This is a genomic window from Rhodococcus aetherivorans (assembly GCF_011058165.1).
GTDB lineage: Bacteria > Actinomycetota > Actinomycetes > Mycobacteriales > Mycobacteriaceae > Rhodococcus > Rhodococcus aetherivorans.
On record NZ_JAALEG010000116.1, the window covers coordinates 1 to 15,785 of the forward strand.

Sequence of the window (15,785 nt, forward strand, 5' to 3'; positions counted from 1 at the left end):
TCTTACGTTGGCGTTCCCACTCGACCTCTTCCTTGGTGCGCATGTGCAGGAACTCGGTGTCGTCGACGATCTTCCACATGCGGATGCCGTCGACGGTGACCTCTTCCATCAGCCCGCTACGAACGGCTGCGACACCCGCAACGACATCCTGCGGCGCGACCTCGTCGACATCACCTACAAGACCGCCACCCGGGACTGCGTGGTCCTCTTCGGCACCCTCCACGACGCCTACACCGGCACGACCATCGAGTTCCGCCGTGGCCAGGACACCTCCGCCGACGTGCAGATCGACCATGTCGTCGCGCTGTCCGACGCGTGGCAGAAGGGTGCCCAGCAGCTCGACCAGCAGACCCGCGCGAACTTCGCCAACGATCCCCGCAACCTGCAGGCCGTCGACGGCGACGCCAACCAGCAGAAGGGCGACGGCGACGCCGCGACCTGGCTGCCGCCGAACCGGTCCTACCGGTGCACGTACGTCGCGCGGCAGATCGAGGTCAAGGCCCTCTATCAGCTGTGGGTGACCCAGGCCGAGCACGACGCGATGGTCCGCGTCCTCACCGAGTGCGGCGCCGCCGCCCCGGCCCCCGTGCCCGCCGCGCCTGCCGCGACCGTGGCGCCGGAACCGGCCCCGTCGGTGGCATCGCCGCCGGCCGCCGCCGCGACCTACCGCAACTGCGCCGAGGCGCGGGCCGTCGGCGCCGCGCCGCTGTACGCCGGTCAGCCCGGGTACAGCGAGGAGATGGACGGTGACCGGGACGGTGTCGCCTGCGAGTGAGCCGCCCGGCGCGTCAGCGCTCCGCGACCGTGATCGTCACCGTGTCGCCCACCTCGACCGACTCGGCGGCGCGCACCGACCTCTTCAACGCGAGGAAATGCCGGCCGTCGCCCCGCGGCTGCAGGGACGTGTCCCACTCGGTGCCGCCCATGCGGGCGCGTACCGGGATCAGTCCGCGTACGGAGACGCTCGTCACGGCCTCGACGATCCGGGCCGGCACGTCGACGTAGTGCCAGCCGCCCGGGCCGGGAAAGACCTCGACGATGCCGGAGAAGCGCATGCCGCGAGGCTAGAGGGTGGGGCCGACACGACAGGGAAGCGAAAAAGCCCCTGTGATCCGCGAAGCTGCGGATCACAGGGGCTTCCCCGTGGCGGAGGATAGGGGATTTGAACCCCTGAGGGCGTTAACCCAACCCGCGTTCCAGGCGAGCGCCATAGGCCACTAGGCGAATCCTCCGTGGGGAAGCATACCGAATATGACCTGGTGGTTGCCAAACGGGGAGGTCGCCGCGGGTTTCGGCGGGGTGTGGCGGTGCCGATTCACGGTTCGGGGCGATGTTTGTCTACACTGGCCGATGGATCCCGCGCGGCGCGCATCCTGTGAACTCCCCCAGGGCCGGAAGGCAGCAAGGGTCAACGGGCTCTGCCGGGTGCGCGGGGTCCCCTAGCTTCCGATGCCGATGCCCGTGCCGTTGGGCGCGGTGAAAGGTCCTTCCGCATGCCTACCCAAACCCAGATTGGGTTGATGAGCCATGAGGAACTCGTCGCAGAGCACGAGCGCCAGTCCCACAACTACGCGCGACTCGAAGCCGAGAAGCTGACGCTGGACCTGACTCGCGGCAAGCCGTCCCCCGAGCAGCTGGACCTCTCCGCGGAGTTGCTGTCGCTGCCCGGGGTCGACGACTACCGCGACGCGTCCGGCACGGACTGCCGTAACTACGGCGGCCTGCGCGGACTGCCCGAGCTGCGCGCCATCTTCGGGGAGCTCCTGGGCATCCCCACCGAGAACCTGATCGCCGGCAACAACGCCAGCCTCGAGATCATGCACGACCTGGTCGTGGCGTCGTTGCTGCACGGCACGGTGGATTCACCGCGCCCGTGGTCCCAGGAACCCGTCGTCAGGTTCCTGTGCCCCGCGCCCGGCTACGACCGGCACTTCGCGATCACCGAGTCGTACGGGATCGAGATGATCCCGGTGCCCATGCACGACGACGGGCCGGACCTGGCGAAGATCGCCGCGCTCGTCGGCTCGGACCCGCAGATCAAGGGCATGTGGGCGGTGCCCACCTACTCGAACCCGACCGGCGCCGTGTACTCCGAGCGCGCCGCCCGCGAACTGGCGTCGATGCCGACCGCCGCGCCGGACTTCCGGATCTTCTGGGACAACGCGTACGCCGTGCATCCCCTGGTCGAGGAGGCCGCCCCCGCCCTGGACATCCTGGGCATGGCGGCCGAGGCCGGGCACCCGAACCGCGTGTTCGTCCTCGCCTCGACATCCAAGATCACCTTCGCCGGCGCCGGCGTCAGCTTCTTCGGCAGCTCGGCCGAGAACCTGGCGTGGTACGAGAAGTTCCTGGGTATCAAGACCATCGGCCCGGACAAGGTCAACCAGCTGCGTCATCTGCGCTTCTTCGGTGATGCCGACGGGGTGCGGGCCCACATGGCCAAGCATCGCGAGCTCCTCGCACCGAAGTTCGCGCTCGTGCTGAAGATCCTCGAGGACCGGCTCGGGCCGTCGAAGGTGGCGTCCTGGACCGAGCCGAAGGGCGGCTACTTCATCAGCCTCGACGTGGTGGAGGGCACCGCCAAGCGGGTCATCTCCCTCGCGAAGAACGCGGGGATCGCGCTGACCGCGGCCGGGTCGGCGTTCCCGTACAAGAACGACCCCGAGGACAAGAACATCCGGCTCGCCCCGAGCTTCCCGTCGCTGAACGAACTCGCCACCGCCATGGACGGCGTCGCGACGTGCGTGCTGCTCGCGGCGACCGAGAAGGCCCTGGGCAAGTAGCTCCTCCCCGTAGGCCCCGGTCGTCACGCGGCGACCGGGGCCTACGGGTGTTTCCCCCACCTGTGGACAACTCTGTGGACAAGCGGTGGACAACTCGGCTCGGTCGGGCCGCGGGCAATTCTCGCCGTCACGGCCCGGTCGTCCTGGGCCGAATGTCACATCGCTTCGGTCACATCGAACGCGTGTGACATTCAGCCGGTGGCCGCGTCCTCGACGTAGCGGTCGATCTGCTCGTGCCAGAACTCCCGGACGCTGTCGGCCGAGTTCCCGGCACCGATCGCGTGTGCGACGAGGGCCTGAACGTCCTCGAGAACGCGGGTGTACTCGGATTCGTCACCGTGCAGTGCCATAGGCGAACGATACGCGCGCACATGGTGCGTCCGGCCTGCGTTCTGTGCCCGCCCGCACCCTTCAAGGGTTCCGCCGGTGGCGCGGATCCCACCGCTGCTCGATCACAGAGACCATCCCAACCGGAGATCGGGTACCGAAGGATCGCCGAGGCGCTCGAGTCGGCGTTCGCGTCACCGGATCCCACCCCAGGCGCACTGGTCGGGGGAGCCCCTGTCGACCGCGGACCGGGAGTAGCGCGCCGGGTACCGGGTATCCGGACGGCGTCCGTGAAGGACCGTCGACGGAGGGAGTCACCATCGCTATGTCGCAGGACTCGGAACGCGCGACGTGCCGGCACGAATTTCTCGCGCAGATCGCCGGCTCCTCGCAGACGAACCCTGCGGTCACCTGACGAACCGAGGACCTCGATGGCGCCACGTGAGGAGATGTATCCGGATCCCGACGACATGCAGGTCATCGCGAGCCTCGATCAGCTCGCCGCTCTCGTCGCGGGGGATCCGCTCATCTATCTGCGCTGTTCACCGGGACCGGCCGCGGACGCCGCGGACGGCCCCACGCGGGATGTCGAAGGCAATGTCACGCTGCCTGGTTGGTCGGTCCTGCCGGTCGCGCCGGAGCCGTGGTGGCGTCGGCCCGTCGAGGACTGGGTGGCACGGCGGGTCCACCGGTACGCCATGCGGGATGCGCCCGACGGATGCTTCCTCTGGCTGCTCAAGGGAACGATGGTCGGCCGCGGACCCGACCAGGAACCGTTGGTGATCGACATCCAGCCGCACGCGCGGCTCAGTCCCAGGGTGCTACGGGAGGCGGAGCAGCGGTATCACGAGCGGTTCGACGTGCAGGCGGAATCCCCAGGGCGGTGAGTCAACAAGGCGGTGAGGCGGGCGGCCGGCGTCGTCCGTCCGACTTCACCGCTGCAGGACGAGGTGGGGCGTCTCGTGTTCCGGAAGAAGCACGTCCTGGACGATGTCCGTTGTCCGCAGAGCCGAGAACGACACCAGCGCGATCGCCACGATCAGCGTCGCGGCGACCGTGCGAGCCCACGGAAGCCGAGGCGGATCGACCAGCGCGTGCACGCGTTCGACGACGTCACCGCCCGCCATCGAGAGCGTGGTCGACGAATGAACCTCGAGGGAGCGGCTTCTCGCGACGGCTGCGGCGGCGACGGCCTGGGCGGCCGCGCGACGGCCACCGGCGGCGGCTTCCTCGTCGGCCCACCGCTCCGCGGCCCGGCGAACGACGTCGGGAACCGGCCGCAGCAGCGGGTGGAGTGCGGCCGCCGTCTCGGCGATCTGGATCCACCGGGAATGATGGTGCCGCAGGTGGGCGTGCTCGTGTGCGAGCAGTACGGTCAGTTCGCCCTCGGTGAGAGCCGACTTCATGGCGGTCGTCACGACGATCCCGCCTCCTCGCCCGGGGACGGAGTAGGCGTCGGCGACCGGGCTCCGGGCGAGGAGGTAGCCCTCCGTCCGGGGGAGGCTACGGCAGAATCGAGTTGCTGCGCAAAGGTTCTGCCGGACGTGCCAGAGGTGCCGCAGGCCTCCGGCTGTGGCACACAGAGCGGCGGTGAGGAGGATCGCCGCGACTGCGACGGATGTCGTGCCGGGCCGGTGGTGGATGAGCGTGAGGGCCACGGCAGTCGCCGACGAGAGCAATGTCAGGGCGCACAGAGCGGAGAGAACAGGTAGGAGCCGTACCGTTGTCGCCGGCCGGGCCTGTACCGCGATGCGCCCGGCTCCGATACCGAGCGCTGCTCCCACCGCGAGTGGAGCGAGGACAGCAGGCATTATCACGGCTCTCTCCCTTCGTCCGGCTCGCCGTCCTCGCGCCCGAGCAGCCTCAGCAGCATCCGCTCGTCGTCGGGTGTCAATTCCGCGACGAACCGGGCCAGCACGTCCGCGCGGCGGCCGTACTTGTCGAGAAGCCGATGCATGTCCCGGGCGGCCTGCGCAGCCGGGAGCGTCTCGATCGGTGCCGCGAGCCGATACGCGTAACCACGACCGGATGGCGTCCGGTCCAGAATTCCCTTGCCGTGCATGCGGGCCAGCGTCGTCATCACGGTGGTGTGGGCGAGTGCTCCTGGCAGCAACTCGTTCACCCTTGCCACGGTGAGCGGCTCTTCCGCGCCGGCAAGGACGTCGACGATCTCCTGCTCCAGGGTGCCGCGTAGGCGCCGCGCCATCGGTTTCAGGCTCCTCTCAGGACGGCTTACTACTATCGAGAAAGTAGTAGATGTCCGGTCATCCCTCTCCCGAGGAGCAGCATGTCCCAGATCAACGGACTCCCGGCGCACATACTGTTCGTGCACGCCATCGTAGTGTTGGTGCCGCTCGTGGCGGTCGGAGTCGTCCTTTCGGCCCTCTGGCCCGCCGCCCGTGTGCGGCTCGTGTGGCCCACTGCGGCGCTGGCCACCGCACTGCTCGTCCTGACCCCGCTGACCGCCGAGGCCGGTGAGTCGCTGGAGCATCAGGTCGACAGCACCGCACTGCTGCACACCCATACCGAGCTCGGTGACACCATGCCGTTCGTCGCCGCTGGGCTGTTCGCCGCGGCGATGCTGGTCGGGGCCCTGCACGTGCTGGATTCGCGTGGGTCGATGCCGGCCGCACGAGTGCGGCTCCTGACCGTGGTCACCGCCCTCGTCGCGGTCCTCGTCGGGGTCGGCGCGACGGTTCAGGTGTATCGGGTGGGCGACTCCGGCGCGCAGGCCACCTGGCAGGACCGGGTGGGCGTCGCCGCGGGGGAGTCGCCGTGACCTGTTCGGCGCCACCCGCGTGCGCCCCGCACCGGCCGCGGCCCGCTTACGACACCGAACGCGCCTCGGCGGAGATCGATCCGATGGAACCGCGCGAGCCCATGGGGCGTGTTTCCCCGGAGACCGCCGTCGCATGGCCGGCTCGTGCGCTCTGGATAGGTCGCCTCGCACGTGAGACACTCGTGTCACGGGATTGACGTCGTGCTCCCGGCCATCCCCTCCCGTGCCGGGCCGAGGAGCTGAAGATGGGCGGGCGTACACCCAGGAGGTGGCCGTGATGTCAGAGGCTGCCCGCCGCCGATCGCCCACCCGGGCTGATGCCGCGGGTATCCGCGGGCGAGCGATCGGCCGGTCGACACACTCCCGTGCCGAAACGGACGGCCGGGGGAACGTCACCACTGCCGGGACGATGGGTGTCCGGTGATCGAGAGACCAACGGCCAGCGATCCCTCCGAGAAGGCAGCGGGCCCGCAGCGCCTGCTCGCCCTACTGCTGGCGATGGCGATGTTCGTGCTCGTCGTCGACACATCGCTGATGAACGTCTCGATCTCATCGGTGGTTCGCGACCTCGGCACGACGGTCAGCGGCGTGCAGGCTGCGATCGCGCTCGAGGCGTTGGTTTCTGCGGCATTCATCCTGATCGGTGGCAAGGTCGGTGATCTCATCGGACGCAAGCGTGCGTACGTGCTCGGCCTGCTCGGTTACGCAGTCGGTGCGTCGGCGATGGCGTTCGCGCAGAGCCTGACCGTGATCGTCGTCTTCTGGGCCGTACTCGGTGGGATCGGCGCGTCACTCCTGTTGCCCGCCATGCAGTCTCTCATCCACGGCAATTTCGAGGGGGAGGCGCAGAAGAAGGTCTACGCGCTGGTCGGGGCGGCGGCTGCGATTGCCGCTGCCGTCGGACCGCTGCTGGGAGGCTTCATCACCACCTACCTGTCGTGGCGCGTCGGGTTTGTGCTCGAGGTCGTCGTCATCGGGGTCGTGCTGTCCGGTATCAGGCTCGTCCACGATGTGCCGTACACCGGACCTCGGGGCGTTGACCTGATTGGTGCGGTACTTTCCGTTCTGGGCATGGGCGGGATCGTGCTGGGAATCCTGGTGTGGCAGGAGGGCGGCGAAGCCGTTGGTGCGCTCCTGGTGGTCGGTGCGATTGCGCTGGCTGTGCTGGCCTACTGGCTCGTGCGGCGCAAACGTCGAGGCGAGCCGGCGCTGCTGGACCCGGATTTGTTCCGCTCCAAGATCTTCAAGCTGGGGATCTCCGGGCAGATGCTCCAGCAGATTGCGCTCGGCGGCACGATGATCGCGCTGCCGATCTACCTGCAGATGGTGCTCGAGTACAACGCGCTGCAGGCGGGCCTGTCCCTCGCACCGCTGTCGCTCAGCATGTTCGCAGTGGCGTTGCTCGCAGGGAAGAAGGCGAGTGATCGCCGCCCGAGCGGCATCATCCGGTGGGGATTCGTTCTCCTCACGATCGGGATCGTGGCGCTGATCCCGATCGTGCCGCGGGCGGAGTTCGGCTGGGGCCTCGTGATCCCCCTGGTGATTGCCGGATCGGGATTGGGGTTGTTGGTCTCTCAACTCAACAACTACACACTCGCCCCGATCGAGGAGGAGCGGATCAGCGAAGCCGCCGGCGTCAATTCTGCGGCAGGATCGTTCGGGTTGTCGTTCGGGCTGGCGTTCGCCGGCGCCATCATGCTGGCAACGCTGTCCCTCACCTTCACCGCAATGGCGGAATCGAGCACCGTGCTCCCGCAGGCAGAGCAACAGCAGGTGGCGCAGGTCCTCGAGGACGACGCCGAAGTCATGAGCAACACCCAGCTCGAACAGCTGCTCGCCGGCGAACCCCCGGAGTTTCAAGACGAGATCATCCGTATCAACACCGACGCACGACCGCTCGCCCTACAGGTGGCACTGCTCATTCCCCTCCTCGCCGGTCTCATCGGGGTGTTCAACTCGTTCCGCATGATGCGCATACCGGAACCCACACCGAAGAGCCCCGGCGAAGGGCCTGATGGGGCAGAATACGCGCCGTAGTCGGGTTTCCGGCGAAATGGTACGTAACCGTTGGTGTTCAACGGTTTTCGTGTCGGACGCGCCCACCCGGCGCCGGCCGGGCGGGCGCCACGTTCTGCCGTAGAGTGGCACGGTGCTGACAGCTTTCTGGTACGGCCTGGGTACCGCGGTGCCGCTGTTCGCCGGTGCCCTGATGGGGCTCCGGTACGACCTGCCCCGTCCGCTGCTTGCGGCCCTGATGGCGTTCGGTGCCGGAGCCATGGTCTCCGCGGTGTCCACCGAATTGTTCGCGCCCGCCTTCGCGGACCAGGGCCTGTGGTCCGCAGGCGGCGCGCTGCTGCTCGGTGCCGTGGTGTACGTCGTCGCCGACCGGTTGATCGAGCGCCGGCTCGGCGCCGCTGCATTGGGGTGGGCGCTGATGCTCGGGGCGTTGCTCGACGGGATCCCGGAGAACGCCGCCCTCGGGGTGACGCTCGGCGGTGCCGGTGCCGGCGGGTTGGTACTGCTGGTCGCCATCGCCGTCGGTAACGTGCCCGAGGCGGTCGCCGGTGCCGCGTCGATGCGCTCGAACTTCGACCGGCGGAAGGCCGTGCTCATCTGGGGCATCACGGCGGCGCTGCTGGTGGTCGTGGTGGTCGTCGCGACGGCGTATGCCGACTCGCTGCCCCCCGCGGGGATCTCGCTCATCCAGGCCTTCGCCGGTGGCGCGACGATCGCGGTCCTCGCCGATTCCCTGATGCCGGAGGCATACCGGGAAGGTGGCTGGTGGGTGGGAATATCCACCGCCCTCGGATTCCTCGTCGCGTCCGCTCTGGGCGGGTGACGTCGTCGCCGGCATCCGAACCCGTCCGTTTCACCGCCGGCGAGCAAGGTAGAGGAACGTGTGGCACGACGTCGGCGGTGGCCGTTGCGCGACGGCACGCACCTCGTGGCGGGCGGGCCGCCGGTCGCCGGGCTCACCGGCTGCCGCCGCACGCTGCCCGCCCCGACCCCGATGCTCGACTACCTCGACGCCGAACACGAGAGCATGCGTTGAGCCGCGGCGCGGAAGTGGAAGAACTCACTCGTAGAAGGCGTGCAGCCGGTGCAGGAGCTGCATCACGGAAATCCACACCGTCAGTTCGATAATCTCCGGCGGCGCAAGTTCCTTCGTGGCAGCGGCGACGACCTCCGGGGTGATCTGTGCCGGGCTGCTCGATGCGGCCTCGGCGTAGGCGAGGGCCGTGTCGGTGTGCACGTCGAGCCCGGCGCGGCTCCCGGCGAGCTGTGAAGTGGTTGCGCCGGCAAATTCGGCCAGATTGCGCGCCGATTTCGCGAGCGCCTCGTCCTCGACTGCGTTCGCGTACACGAGACCGGCCAGGTGCTTCGCGCGCAACCCGAGCCGGCTCTGCTTCGGGTCGGTGTTGGCACCGAGGACGGCGGCGAGTGCGCGAATCGCCCGGCCGTGTGACAGGTGCGCCAGGATCGGGAAGTCGTGGCCCGTCCGCTGGCGGAGATGAATCCCGACTGCCGGCCAACTGTGTGGCACACCGGACGTCCAGTGCTTGTCGGCGCGGATCACCGACGGCAAGACCGGCAACAAGGCGAGCAGGTCCACAAACCTGTCCGGTTGCGGCTTGGTCGGCGTTACGGTGGCTGCCGGTATCGGCAGGTGTTTTCCGGCCGTCCAGCCCGTCGGACCGATCACCTCGTCGGCGAGGGCCAGCATGCTCTCTTCGAGCGGAATGCCCACAGTGTCATTGAATTTGTTCAAGAAGCCCATCACCGCGACTGCGAGCACCAACCACTCCGCGTCCGCCGGAGAAAAGGAATCGCGCAGTGCATCCCGCTGCGCCGGGGTCAGCGACCCGGGAACGCGTCCGAGTCCCTCCGCGACGTCGAGCGCGGACCGCTCGGCACTGCTGTAGCCACCCGACGCCGGCCCCCGGCCCACGATCCGCACAAGATCACCCTCGTCGGCCCCACGCCGGAGCGCGAACGCGCAGCAGTGTGATGCACAGTATGCGCACCCCGCTGCGCGGCTGGCCGTGTACATGGCGAGGCCGACCGTCGCCTTGGGGGGTCCGAAACCGAACAGCAGGAAGGGCAGGTTGAGGAAGTTGGGTACGAGCACGTTGTACGTGCGCATCCCGATCGGCCAGATCTCCAAATACGCGGCGGCATTCGGCGCTACGCCGAGAACCTTCCGGACCATTGCAAACTGCGCACCGTATCGGCGTTGCAGGGTCACCATGTCCACGGACGATCCGTGTAGCGCCTGAGCGATTGTCCCGGGCGAGGACGTCACGAGGCGAATCGTACCGCCGACACCGACCGCGGTACCAGGTCCGCGCACGCCGGCGAAGGTCGAGGAGTTCGTCGGCCCGGCGTTACGCCGCCGAACACGCCCTCCGCCCCGGGCTGCGGCCTGACTCACATGACCGACCGGAGCGGAGTGCCTCCTCGGCCCATGCCCGCCGCGGATGCCATGATCGTGGCCATGGCACCGACGTTGAACCTCGTGGGCGATGCCGACGCCGATGCGTTGCTCGCCGCCGATCCGCTCGCCCTGCTCATCGGGATGCTCCTCGATCAGCAGGTTCCGATGGAGACCGCGTTCGCGGGACCGAAGAAGCTCGCCGACCGCCTCGGTGGTCTGGACGTGCACCGCATTGCCGACGCCGATCCGGACGAGTTCGCCGCGATCTGCGCCCGGCCGCCGGCCGTGCACCGGTTTCCCGGATCGATGGCCAAGCGGATCCAGGCACTGTGCGCCGAGGTCACGGACCGCTACGACGGCGACGCGGCGGCCCTGTGGACGAGCGGCGACCCCGACGGCAAGGAGGTGCTGAAGCGCCTGAAGGCCCTGCCCGGCTACGGCGACCAGAAGGCCCGGATCTTCCTGGCTCTGCTGGGCAAGCAGATCGGGGTGCGGCCGGAGGGCTGGCGGGAGGCCGCGGGGGAGTACGGCGAGGACGGGTCGCGGCGGTCCATCGCCGACGTCGTCGACGCGCAGACCCTGCAGGAGGTCCGGGAGTTCAAGAAGGCGTCGAAGGCGGCCGCGAAGAAGAAGTGAGCCGCGCTAGAGCGCGATCGGCGTCTATGGGGAGCGGCACCCACATGGACACCCACCATGTCGCGGCAACGACGAATGTGAGTGGCCAATTGGTAATGGCGGGTTCGTCGCACCGGCGCCGGTTACCGGAAGATCCGATTGTCTCCGTGGATTCCGCTTCGTCATCGCCGTGCCGGCCGTCCCAGCCTGCGGGACGAGTTCGCCGGATGTCTCCGTGCGTGGGCTCAACTACGGATAAGTCTCCACTTCTGCTGTCTCCGAGGAACGTCGGACATTGGAGTATCGCCGGAGCTGCGCCACCGTCCGCGACTACCTACGGCCACGGCGTAAGGTCGGAGCCGCCCCGCTCGGAAGGTCGGCGCCGAAGGTCCGGCGGATCGTGTCTTTCGAGGCTGCGCTCCGATGACCTGACCGCCGACGAGCAGAGCGGGCTCGAGCAGGTCCTCGCCGGCTGCCGGCATCTCGAGGTCACCGTCGCCCAGGTCACGCTGCCGCCGAGGTGCTTCATCGACGGCCGCGGCGAGAGTCTGGGGCATGTGGATGGCTGCGGTCTCCAGCGGATGACCTGCCGCAGTTGCACCACTTGGTCCGTGGCCTCGAAACTGATCACCACGGGTGTCGCACCGGGGCTGGGTCTCGTCTTGCAGTTCCGGAGCGGTCGAAGGCATCCGTCGACCGCATACGGCGATATTCTGAGGCCACGCCTCACGAGGTGTGGTCATGGAGGAACGTGCGCTGGTTGTGCCGTCGGGACCGGTGCGCGGGAGTAGCGAGTCGACGGAGTGAGTAGCTCGTACCGATGGGTGACCGGGATCGGTTCGATACGCAGCGGTACCCGCCGGCCCCGGCCGCGGAGTTGGCCGACGCCGGGTTCGACGAGGTCCGGGAGATCGGCCGCGGCGGGTTCGGCGTGGTCTACCGCTGCACCCAGGCGGACCTGGATCGCACGGTGGCGGTGAAGGTACTCACCGTCGACCTCGACGAGGAGAACCGGGCACGGTTCCTCCGGGAGCAGCGGGCGATGGGGCGGCTGACCGGGCACCCGAACATCGTCCCCATCCTGCAGGTCGGCACCACCGCCAGCGGCCGGCCCTACCTGGTGATGCCGTACCACCCGCAGGGTTCCCTCGACGCGCGAATCCACCGGCACGGGCCGCTGCCGCTGGATCAGGCCCTGCGGCTCGGGGTGAAGATGGCCGGGGCGCTCGAGACCGCGCACCGGCTCGGCATCGTGCACCGCGACGTCAAACCGGCGAACATCCTGCTCACCGAGTACGGCGAACCGCAACTGGCCGACTTCGGCATCGCGCACATCGCCGGGGGTTTCGAGACCGCCACCGGTGCCGTCACCGGATCGCCCGCCTACACCGCGCCGGAGGTGCTGGGCGGGGATCCGCCGAGTGCAGCGGCCGACATCTACGGTCTGGGCGCCACCGTGTTCAGTGCGCTGACCGGCCACGCCGCGTTCGAACGCCGCAGCGGGGAGCAGGTAGTCGCGCAGTTCCTGCGGATCACCACGCAACCGGTGCCGGATCTGCGCGAGCACGGGATCCCCGACGACGTGGCCGACACGATCGCCCGGGCGATGGCCCGCCGGCCCGGTCGGCGTCCGGCCACCGCCGCCGCCCTCGGGACCCAATTGCAGCAGCTGCAACGCGCCCATGACCTCCCGGTCGACGAGATGGCCCTACGCGCCGAACCCGACGCAGAGGCCGAGGTCGACTCGGAGGCCGGGGACCCCGGGCCGGGGCCGAGCGGCAGACGACGGACCACGGCACCCGCCACGCCGGGCACCACCGGCAGTCTTCCCCTGGAACTGACCAGTTTCGTCGGCCGCCGCCACGAGCTCACCGAGGCGAAGAACCTCCTGACCGGCTCCCGGCTGGTGACGTTGACCGGAATCGGCGGAGTCGGCAAGACCCGCCTGGCGGTGCGCGTCGCCGCGGCGGTGCAGCGCGACTACGCCGACGGGGTGCGGCTGGTAGAGCTCGGGGAGCTGCACGACCGCGCGTCGCTGCTCGACGCGGTGGCCGCCGCCGTGGGGCTGTGAGACCAGTCGGGCCGGCCGATACGGGAGGTGCTGCTCGAGTTCCTCGCCCCGCGGCAGGTGCTGGTGGTGCTCGACAACTGCGAGCACCTGATCGACGCGGTCGCCGACCTCGCCGACCTGCTGCTGCGGGCCTGTCCGCGGCTGCGGATCCTGGCCACCAGCCGCGAACCCGTCGCCGTCGGCGGGGAGGCGGTGCTCGCCGTCCCGCCGCTGGCGGTCCCGGATCCACAGCAGCCGCCCTCGATGCGGACGTTGCCCCGATACGAAGCGGTGAAAATGTTCACCGACCGCGCCGCGGCCGCCGTTCCCGGCTTCGCGCTCACCGAGGACAACGCGGCGACGGTGGCACGGATCTGCCACCGGCTCGACGGGCTGCCGCTGCCGATCGAGCTGGCCGCGGCCCGGCTGCGGGCGCTCTCTCCCGAGCAGATCCTCGAGCGGCTCACCGACCGCTACACCCTGCTCACCCGCGGCAGCCGGGGTGCGCCGACGCGGCAGCAGACGCTGCGGTGGTGTATCGACTGGAGTTTTGAGTTGTGCACCGCCGCCGAGCAACGGGTGTGGGGCCGGATGGCGGTGTTCGCGGGCAGCTTCGACCTCGACGCCGCGGAGCAGGTGTGCGGTGCGGGTCTGGCCCCCGGCGAGGTGCTGGACACGCTGACCGCCCTGGTGGAGAAGTCGATCCTGGTCCGGGAGGAGGCCGGGTCGGTGGTGCGGTTCCGGATGCTCGAGACGCTGCGCGACTACGGCGTCGAGAAGCTCGAGCAGTCCGGCGAGGACATTACCGTGCGTCGCCGGCACCGGGACTGGTACGAGGCGTTGGCGTGCGCCGCGGAGGCCGAGTGGATCAGCGCCCGCCAGCTCGACTGGATCGCCCGCCTGAAGCGGGAACAACCGAACATTCGCGAGGCACTGGACTTCTGCGTCAAGGACGATCCCGTCGCCGGACTGCGCATCGCTGCCGCACTGTTCTCGTTCTGGAGCTCTCAGAGCCTCTACAACGAGGGGCGGCGCTGGTACGACCAACTGCTCGCCCGCCAGGACGGCCCACCCATCCTCGAACGGGCCAAGGCGCTCTACTGTGCCAGCGTAATGGCCAACGTCCAGGGCGACCTCCACGCCGGGACCGCACTCGTCGAGCACGCGCGCACGCTCGCTGCGCAGACCACCGACCCCCTGGCGCGCGCGTTCGTTTCCTTCGCAGACGGAAGGCTCGGACTCCTCAGCGGTGATTTCGAACATGCCCGTTCTCACCTCGAATCCGCACTTGCACAGTTCAGTGAACGCGGCGATCGGACGCTCGAGGTGACTGCGCTGACCGCACTGGGGACGGCCTATGGGCTGTCCGGCCTGAGAGAGGAGGCACTCGAATGCCATGAACGGGTCCTCGCGATCACGACAACGCACGGCGAGACGGTGCATCGATCGTATGCGCTGTGGGCCTTGGGAATTATCCTGTGGCAGCAGGGTAATACAAGTCGTTCGGCGCAATTTCTCGAGGAATCACTGGAGCTGTCCCGGCAGGTGCGCAGCCCCCACATCGTTGCAGCCTCCCTCGAGGCGCTGGCCTGGATCAGCGTCGACCAACGCGATGCACGTCGGGCCGCGGTTCTGATGGGCGCCGCGGACGGGTTGGCGCAGGCGATCGGCAGTTCCCCGATCATTCACTCCCATCTGGTTGCTTACCACGAAGAATGTGCCTGCAAGACCCGGCAGAAGCTCGGGAGCAACGCCTTCAGCGCGGCCTACCGCCAAGGTGAGCAACTCGGCTTCGACGCGGCCATCGCCTACGCCTTGCGCGAGCACCCGCCAGTCGACTCCCCGCCCGGCACCGAGGCGTCAGCGCGACTGACCAAGAGGGAACGCCAAGTCGCCGACCTGATCGGCGAAGGCCTGACGAATCAGGCCATCGCCCGTCGCCTGGTGATCTCCCCTCGCACGGCACAAGGCCATGTGGAGCACATCCTGGCCAAACTCGGATTCACCTCCCGGGCCCAGGTCGCGGCTTGGGTCACCGAGCAGACGCACGACTAAGTGGCATGTCAGGAAACCTGGACCGAGTAATGCGGCTGCACGGTCCAGGATCGTTGGGGTGGAACAATTCGTCTTCAGATCGGCGCGGGATTTCGCCAGCGTGTAGGAACGATGGCGGCGTGTGGTCCGCATGGTCTCGGTGAACAGGTCCGTCCAGCGCGAAGGAGCGCGGAGCCTCACACTGAAGTCGTTGATCACCACATACAACTTCTTTCCGGGTCGGAGTACTCGCACAGCCTCGAGGAAGTCGCGGAACTCGCAGGGACGTTGCGTGGGCGGACCGGTAGTACCTGACAGTCCCAAACACCGCGCTTCCCAGCTTTTGTAAGGACCGATCGGTATGCACCGGACTGTGCCGCGAAAGGGATGTGTGAGCGGTAACTTCTGCAGTATTCGACGGTGAACTTTGCACTCCACTGCCGTGAATGAATGCAATCGCCACAGAATAGTGCTGTGAAATAATCGCTTTCGGTGTTGGTCATGTCGCGGCAATCGGTACTTGGCGGACACGGAGGCCGATGACTCCGCCCCTAGGGACGTTCGGGCAGTGCGAAAAGGTATGACGGAGTGCGGCCGTCGGCCTTCGTTTCGTACCGACCAGTTTCCTTCCTCTGGGTCAAGTCCCTGGAGGTGGTGTACGACGTCGTCGCGTGATTCCTCGGGAGTGGGTCAGGCAGTCAAGGCCGGTGTCACCTCCCCGGTCTCCTCGGCGACACTGTCGGCGGGCTTGTCGGTGCGGGA

13 protein-coding genes, 1 tRNA gene, 1 other RNA gene and 1 pseudogene are annotated in these 15,785 nt (G+C 68.4%); 10 read left to right on the forward strand and 6 right to left on the reverse strand.

Annotated features, from left to right (window positions below; genetic code table 11):
• A partial coding sequence (locus tag G6039_RS27490) for a GmrSD restriction endonuclease domain-containing protein (RefSeq protein WP_241258942.1) occupies positions 1–775 on the forward strand: 775 nt, incomplete at its 5' end.
• 13 nt (positions 776–788) lie between these two features.
• Here G6039_RS27490 and G6039_RS27495 read toward each other — a convergent pair.
• A complete protein-coding gene (locus tag G6039_RS27495) occupies positions 789–1,055 on the reverse strand; it encodes a DUF1905 domain-containing protein (RefSeq protein WP_029547093.1) in 267 nt (88 codons plus the stop codon).
• A gap of 89 nt (positions 1,056–1,144) precedes the next feature.
• Positions 1,145–1,232: transfer RNA gene (locus G6039_RS27500), tRNA-Ser, on the reverse strand.
• A gap of 117 nt (positions 1,233–1,349) precedes the next feature.
• Here G6039_RS27500 and ffs point away from each other — a divergent pair.
• Both ffs and G6039_RS27510 read left to right on the forward strand, forming a co-directional pair.
• Positions 1,350–1,444: signal recognition particle sRNA small type (ffs, locus tag G6039_RS27505), an RNA gene on the forward strand.
• A gap of 49 nt (positions 1,445–1,493) precedes the next feature.
• Positions 1,494–2,783: an aspartate aminotransferase type Ic gene (locus tag G6039_RS27510; RefSeq protein WP_006943089.1), complete on the forward strand. Its 1,290-nt coding sequence runs from the start codon at positions 1,494–1,496 to the stop codon at positions 2,781–2,783.
• A 191-nt stretch (positions 2,784–2,974) separates the two neighbouring features.
• On the opposite strand, the gene G6039_RS27515 is transcribed toward G6039_RS27510, so the two are convergent.
• Positions 2,975–3,133 (reverse strand): hypothetical protein, encoded by a 159-nt coding sequence (locus tag G6039_RS27515; RefSeq protein ID WP_006943091.1) that lies wholly within the window; start codon positions 3,131–3,133, stop codon positions 2,975–2,977.
• Between the two features lie 408 nt (positions 3,134–3,541).
• Here G6039_RS27515 and G6039_RS27520 point away from each other — a divergent pair, with 408 nt between their 5' ends.
• Entirely contained in the window at positions 3,542–3,997 is a 456-nt protein-coding gene (locus tag G6039_RS27520) for a DUF6098 family protein (protein ID WP_029547102.1), read from the forward strand.
• Positions 3,998–4,042: 45 nt separating this feature from the next.
• Here G6039_RS27520 and G6039_RS27525 read toward each other — a convergent pair whose 3' ends face one another.
• The gene (locus G6039_RS27525; protein ID WP_080688424.1) at positions 4,043–4,921 is read right to left on the reverse strand and encodes a M48 family metalloprotease; all 879 of its coding nucleotides are present in this window, start codon (positions 4,919–4,921) and stop codon (positions 4,043–4,045) included.
• Between the two features lie 2 nt (positions 4,922–4,923).
• Positions 4,924–5,316: a BlaI/MecI/CopY family transcriptional regulator gene (locus tag G6039_RS27530; RefSeq protein ID WP_029547104.1), complete on the reverse strand. Its 393-nt coding sequence runs from the start codon at positions 5,314–5,316 to the stop codon at positions 4,924–4,926.
• A gap of 81 nt (positions 5,317–5,397) precedes the next feature.
• On the opposite strand from G6039_RS27530, the gene G6039_RS27535 reads away from it, so the two are divergent.
• The 4 genes from G6039_RS27535 (at position 5,398) to G6039_RS27550 (ending at position 8,941) form a co-directional block, all read left to right on the forward strand.
• Positions 5,398–5,889: a DUF2231 domain-containing protein gene (locus G6039_RS27535; protein WP_029547105.1), complete on the forward strand. Its 492-nt coding sequence runs from the start codon at positions 5,398–5,400 to the stop codon at positions 5,887–5,889.
• Between the two features lie 420 nt (positions 5,890–6,309).
• Positions 6,310–7,926, forward strand: a complete 1,617-nt coding sequence (locus tag G6039_RS27540; RefSeq protein WP_029547106.1) for an MFS transporter — start codon at positions 6,310–6,312, stop codon at positions 7,924–7,926.
• A 112-nt stretch (positions 7,927–8,038) separates the two neighbouring features.
• Positions 8,039–8,728 (forward strand): ZIP family metal transporter, encoded by a 690-nt coding sequence (locus G6039_RS27545; protein WP_006943098.1) that lies wholly within the window; start codon positions 8,039–8,041, stop codon positions 8,726–8,728.
• Between the two features lie 60 nt (positions 8,729–8,788).
• Positions 8,789–8,941 (forward strand): hypothetical protein, encoded by a 153-nt coding sequence (locus tag G6039_RS27550; RefSeq protein WP_155951827.1) that lies wholly within the window; start codon positions 8,789–8,791, stop codon positions 8,939–8,941.
• Between the two features lie 24 nt (positions 8,942–8,965).
• Here G6039_RS27550 and G6039_RS27555 read toward each other — a convergent pair whose 3' ends face one another.
• Complete coding sequence (locus tag G6039_RS27555; protein ID WP_029547107.1) at positions 8,966–10,144, reverse strand: carboxymuconolactone decarboxylase family protein; 1,179 nt, start codon at positions 10,142–10,144, stop codon at positions 8,966–8,968.
• 240 nt (positions 10,145–10,384) lie between these two features.
• Between G6039_RS27555 and G6039_RS27560 the strand changes: the two genes are divergently transcribed.
• Together G6039_RS27560 and G6039_RS27565 are read left to right on the forward strand one after the other, a co-directional pair.
• Entirely contained in the window at positions 10,385–10,960 is a 576-nt protein-coding gene (locus tag G6039_RS27560) for an HhH-GPD-type base excision DNA repair protein (RefSeq protein ID WP_029547108.1), read from the forward strand.
• A 799-nt stretch (positions 10,961–11,759) separates the two neighbouring features.
• Positions 11,760–15,044: pseudogene (locus tag G6039_RS27565) on the forward strand (protein kinase domain-containing protein).
• Positions 15,045–15,785: the final 741 nt, after the last annotated feature.